Below are 5,625 nucleotides of genomic sequence, written 5' to 3' on the forward strand. Positions count from 1 at the left end.
GGGTGGACGGCCCTGGCCGCCCTGGCCCGGACGCCCGGCCGGCGGGCCACCGACGCCCAACGCCGGCGCCTGCTGCACCTGCACCCCGCCGTCGGCACCGGCCGCCCCGTCGATGGTGGGCGAGACGTACTGCAGACCCTGCGGGCGCGGTGCCGCGCCGAGGCCCTTGGCGCTCACCTGGACTCCGGCGCCACCGTCGGGCACCGGAATCCGCGGGCCGGGCCGCTCCCCCGCCGGTGCGCCGGCACCGTCAGCCGGAGCGCCCGGCTGCTGTACCTGCACCTCGACGTTGAACAGGAAGCCGACCGTCTCCTCCTTGATGCCGTCCATCATGGTGGCGAACATCGCGTAGCCCTCGCGCTGGTACTCGACCAGCGGGTCACGCTGGGCGTAGGCCCGCAGGCTGATGCCTTCCTTGAGGTAGTCCATCTCGTAGAGGTGCTCACGCCACTTGCGGTCGATCACCTGCAGCAGGACCATCCGCTCCAGCTGCCGCAACGCGTCGGTGCCGAGCTCCTCCTCGCGGCGCTGGTACGCCGCGTGGGCGTCGTCCAGCACCTGCACCCGGAGGAAGTCGGCGTCCACCGCGCTGCGTTCGCCGCCGGCCTCCTCGATCAGCTCGTCGACGGTGATCCCCACCGGGTAGAGCTGCTTGAGGCTGGACCAGAGCTGGTCGAAGTCCCAGTCCTCGGCATAGCCCTCGACCGTAGCCCCGTCGACGTACGCACCGACCACGTCGTCGATCATCTTGGTGACCTGGTCGTGCAGGTCTTCGCCGTTGAGCACCCGCAGCCGCTCGGCGTAGATCACCTGACGCTGCTTGTTGAGCACCTCGTCGTACTTGAGGACGTTCTTGCGGGTCTCGGCGTTCTGGCCCTCGATCTGCGCCTGGGCGTTCTTGATCTGCCGGGTCACCATCTTGGACTCGATCGGCACGTCCTCGGGGATGTTGAAGCGCTCCATCACCGCTTCGACCGCCCCGGCCCGGAACCGCCGCATCAGCTCGTCCTGCAGCGACAGGTAGAACCGGGACTCACCCGGGTCGCCCTGCCGGCCGGAGCGACCGCGCAGCTGGTTGTCGATCCGGCGGGACTCGTGCCGCTCGGTACCGAGCACGTAGAGACCGCCGACCGCGGAGACCTCCTCGGCCTCGGCGGCGCAGGCCTGCTTGACCTGCGGCATGATGTCTTCCAGCGCCTTGGCGTACTCCTCGGCGTGCTCGACCGGGTCGAGCCCACGCTGGCGCAGCTGGGCCGCGGCGAGGTAGTCCGGGTTGCCGCCGAGCAGGATGTCCGTGCCGCGGCCGGCCATGTTGGTCGCCACGGTGACCGCGCCCTTACGGCCGGCCTGCGCGATGATCTCGGCTTCCTTGGCGTGGAACTTCGCGTTGAGCACCGCGTGCGGGATGCCCCGGCGACGCAGCAGCTGGGAGAGGATCTCCGAATTCTCCACCGACACCGTGCCGACCAGCACCGGCTGGCCCACCGCGTGCCGCTCGGCGATGTCCTCGACGGCGGCGTTGAACTTGGCCTTCTCCGTCTTGTAGATGACGTCCGCCCGGTCCATCCGGACCATTTCCCGGTGGGTCGGGATGGTCACCACGCCGACGTCGTAGACCTTGTTGAACTCGCCGGCCTCGGTCTGCGCCGTACCGGTCATCCCGGCCAGCTTGCCGTAGAGCCGGAAGTAGTTCTGCAGGGTGATGGTGGCGAGGGTCTGGTTCTCCTGCTTGATCTCGACGCCTTCCTTGGCCTCGATCGCCTGGTGCATGCCCTCGTTGTAGCGGCGGCCGTGCAGGATGCGGCCGGTGAACTCGTCGACGATCAGGACCTCGCCGTCGTTGACGATGTAGTCCTTGTCCCGCTTGTAGAGCTCCTTCGCCTTGATGGCGTTGTTCAGATAGCCGACCAACGGGGTGTTCACCGACTCGTACAGGTTGTCGATGCCCAGCCGGTCCTCGACCTTGGCGACGCCCCGCTCGGTCACCGCGACGGTGCGCTTGGCGTAGTCGATCTCGTAGTCGCCCTCGCCGTCCTTGCCGGCCTGCATCCGCTTGACCACGGCGGCGAACTCGCCGTACCAGCGGGCGGAATGCTCGGCCGGGCCGGAGATGATCAGCGGTGTCCGCGCCTCGTCGATCAGGATCGAGTCGACCTCGTCGACGATGGCGAAGTTGTGCCCGCGCTGCACCAGGTCGTCCTTTGACCAGGCCATGTTGTCGCGCAGGTAGTCGAAGCCGAACTCGTTGTTGGTGCCGTAGGTGATGTCCGCCTGGTACGCGGCCCGGTGGTCGGCCGAGGGCCGGTTGGGCAGGATCACGCCGACGGTGAGCCCGAGGAACTCGTGCACCCGGCCCATCCAGGCGGCATCCCGCTCGGCCAGGTAGTCGTTGACGGTTACGATGTGCACACCTTTGCCGGACAACGCGTTGAGGTACGCCGGCAGTACCGAGGTGAGCGTCTTGCCCTCACCGGTCTTCATCTCGGCGATGTTGCCGAAGTGCAGCGCCGCGCCGCCCATGATCTGCACGTCGTAGTGCCGCTGGCCGAGCACCCGGGCAGCGGCTTCCCGGGCGGTGGCGAACGCCTCCGGAAGCAGGTCGTCGAGGGACTCGCCGTCGGCGTACCGCTGGCGGTACTGGTCGGTCAGCTCCCGCAGCTCCGCGTCGGTGAGGTCGACGTAGTCGTCCTCGATCGAGTTGACGGCCGTGGCGACCGCCTTGAGCCGACGCAACATGCGGCCCTCGCCGGCGCGGAGGACCTTCTCAAGAATCGACACGGATCAACGCTCCCCTAGACGGTGTGCCTCACCATCGTAGGCGCATCTATCGGTACGGCGGCAGTCGCAGCCCGCATCCAGCACCGGATATTCCGACATAACGGACCATGCCGGCGGGGTGCGTGCAGCATATGCGTTATGCCCTGCGCGAAAGCTGCGTCAGGATGGGCCGGTGGAACCCGTCGAACTCACCGAGGGCGGCGTCCGGCTTCGGATGTTTCTGCCCGACGACGCCCCTGCGGTCGCCGAGGCCTGCGGCGATCCGATCACCCAGCGGTTCATCCCCGACCTGCCCCGGCCATACACGGTCGTCGATGCACTGCGCTGGATCACCAAGGGGTCCACCGCCGCCTGGGCCGGCGGCGGCGCGGCCTGGGCGATCGCCGACCCGGGCAGCGACGAACTGCTCGGCTGCGTCGGGCTCAGCCGGGCCGTACCCGAGCGGGCCCAGATCGAGGTCGGCTACTGGATCACACCCCGGGCCCGGGGCAAGGGGGCAGCCACCGCCGCCACCATCGCCGCCACCGGCCATGCGGTGCGCTCCGGGTTCGGTCGGGTCGAACTGCTCACCGACGCCGCCAACGCGGTCAGCCAGCGGGTGGCGCTGGCCGCCGGGTTCAGCTTCGAGGGGGTACGCCGGGGCGCCGCCAGCCAGCCCGGCCGAGGGCCGACCGCCGACCGGGAGGACCTGGTGGTCTGGACCCGGCTGGCCGGCGACCCACCGGGCCCGACCCCACGCACCCTGCCGGACCTGCCCGGCGACGGGTTGACGGACGGGGTGGTCCGGCTGCGCCCGCTCGGCCCGGCCGACGTCGACTTCGCGTACCACCTGGAGTCGCTGCCCGACGTCGCCGCGACTTCGGTCCCACCGGTGGTGCCGACCCGCGCCCTGATCGAGGCGCAGTGCGCCAAGGCACCGGGCAGGTGGCTGGCCGGCCAGCGGATCGACGTGGTCGTCTGCGACGCGGCCAGCGGTACGCCGGCCGGGCGGATCGGGCTCGCCTATCTGAGTCCGGAACTCGGCGAGGCGATGATCGGCTATTCGCTGCTGCCCCAGTGGCGCGGGCGCGGCTACACCGCTCGGGCGGTACGGCTGCTCGCCCGGTGGATCTTCGCGAGTACGGCCGTCGCCCGGTTGGCCGCCGGTGCGCTGCCCAGCAACGTCGCGTCCCAGCGGGTGCTGGAGCGGGCCGGATTTCAGCGCGAAGGGCGGAACCGGGCCCAGTTGCCCGGCGCGGACGCCAGCCGCCACGACAGCGTCCAGTACTCGCTGCTACCGGCCGACCTCGACGAAGCGTGAGCCGCGCCGGCCGGTCGGATACCATCGACGACCGCCCGTTTGGCGGCGATGGGCAACGGTATCCGACCGGCCGACCACGAATTGCCGAAATGGTGGTCGATCAGGCGGTGACGGTCGGTTCAGCCAGCGCGATGACACCGTAGTCGTAGCCTTTGCGGCGGTAGACCACGCTCGGCCGGCCTGACTCCTTGTCCAGGAACAGATAGAAGTCGTGCCCGACCAGTTCCATCTGGAACAAGGCGTCGTCGACCGTCATCGGATCGCCCGGGTGTTCCTTCTCCCGGACGATATGCCAGGGCTGGTCGTCGTACTCGTCGACAACGTCGTCGTACCCATCGTCGGTGAAATCCTGCGCGGTGCGGTCGAGTACCGCGACCGATGCCGCCGGCTCCTCGGTCGGCTGGGACGGCGGTAACGGGGCGAAGCCGTTCAGTCCTGCGGTCGGCAGCCCGGAGGTCGCCTCGGCCACCGAAACCGGCGCGTGCCGGCCGCGGTGCACCCGGCGCCGGTCGGCGGCGCGGCGCAGCCGGGTGTCCAGCTTGCTGATGGCGGCGTCGAGGGCGCGGTAGAAATCCTTGGCGCACGCTTCCGCCCGGATCACCGGCCCGCGCGAGACACAGGTGAGTTCGACCCGCTGGCAGTGGTCCGACTGACGGGGATTGCGCTCGTGAAACAACTCGACGTCGACGCGCATCAGCTTGTGGTCGTACCGTTCGACCTTGGCCAACTTCTCGGCTACATGGGCTCGGTAGTGGTCGGGGACCTCTACGTTGCGGCCTTTCACCACGATGTCCACGCGTGACCTCCTGAAACGATCTGAACGATCGGTGTCGCTGCGAAATAATGCAGGACCGGTCAGCGGACCGAGAGCGGTCGGCGTCGACCGGCCGGGTAGCGGAATACACCTCCCTCCGGGACACCTCAGGCGGTTGTTCAACCACCGGCCATACCCCTGATGCGCCTACGCTAACCCGCCGACGGCGGCGCGTCATCAGTTCGGCGGGGACCGGTGCGCGAAGATTCCCAGATCATGAACAAACCCCGACAAAGGACACCACACCCTGGTTACCGCAGGTGACGGCGTCGCGTCGCTGCGAGCACCACTGCGGCATACGCCGGCAGCCCCTGCGCGACGAGCAGCCGGTGCACGGCGGCCAGCGTCGCACCGGTGGTGACGATGTCGTCCACCACGATCACCCGCAGTCGCGGATCCGCCCGCAGCGAGGTGTCAAGTCCGACCCGCCGGGGCCGAAACGCCGTCCGCGCGGACGCCAGCCGCGCCGCGCTGTCCATCCCGGCCGAGTCCGGGCGGGTCCGGGCCCGCAGCGGCCGCGCCACCGTGACCCGCCGGCCGTCGACCCGTAACCGGGCCGCCGCGTACCGGGTCAGCCGGGCGAGATGATCACCGTGCCGGGCCCGCGCCGCCGCAGCGGTGCTCGGCACCGGAACCAGCAGCACCGGCCGGTCCGCACTGGTGCAGACCGCGGCGGCGACCAAGTCGCCGAGCAGCCGGCCCAGTAGCAGGTCCAGCCCGTGCAGCACACGTT

The 5,625-nt window shown here is 69.8% G+C and carries 4 protein-coding genes; 1 reads left to right on the forward strand and 3 read right to left on the reverse strand.

Features of this window, described 5'->3' with window-relative positions; all coding sequences use genetic code 11:
- The coding region (secA, locus tag ACXAHD_RS31280; protein ID WP_475055037.1) for a preprotein translocase subunit SecA at positions 1 to 2,778 on the reverse strand (2,778 nt) is incomplete at its 3' end.
- A 172-nt stretch (positions 2,779 to 2,950) separates the two neighbouring features.
- Between secA and ACXAHD_RS31285 the strand changes: the two genes are divergently transcribed.
- On the forward strand, positions 2,951 to 4,078 hold the full coding sequence (locus tag ACXAHD_RS31285; protein ID WP_281551699.1) for a GNAT family N-acetyltransferase: 1,128 nt from the start codon (positions 2,951 to 2,953) through the stop codon (positions 4,076 to 4,078).
- A gap of 100 nt (positions 4,079 to 4,178) precedes the next feature.
- On the opposite strand, the gene hpf is transcribed toward ACXAHD_RS31285, so the two are convergent.
- Both hpf and ACXAHD_RS31295 read right to left on the reverse strand, forming a co-directional pair.
- On the reverse strand, positions 4,179 to 4,874 hold the full coding sequence (gene hpf / locus ACXAHD_RS31290) for a ribosome hibernation-promoting factor, HPF/YfiA family (protein WP_281555705.1): 696 nt from the start codon (positions 4,872 to 4,874) through the stop codon (positions 4,179 to 4,181).
- 269 nt (positions 4,875 to 5,143) lie between these two features.
- A partial coding sequence (locus tag ACXAHD_RS31295; protein WP_475055038.1) for a ComF family protein occupies positions 5,144 to 5,625 on the reverse strand: 482 nt, incomplete at its 5' end.

It is taken from the genome of Micromonospora sp. ABR4_055, from assembly GCF_056160425.1.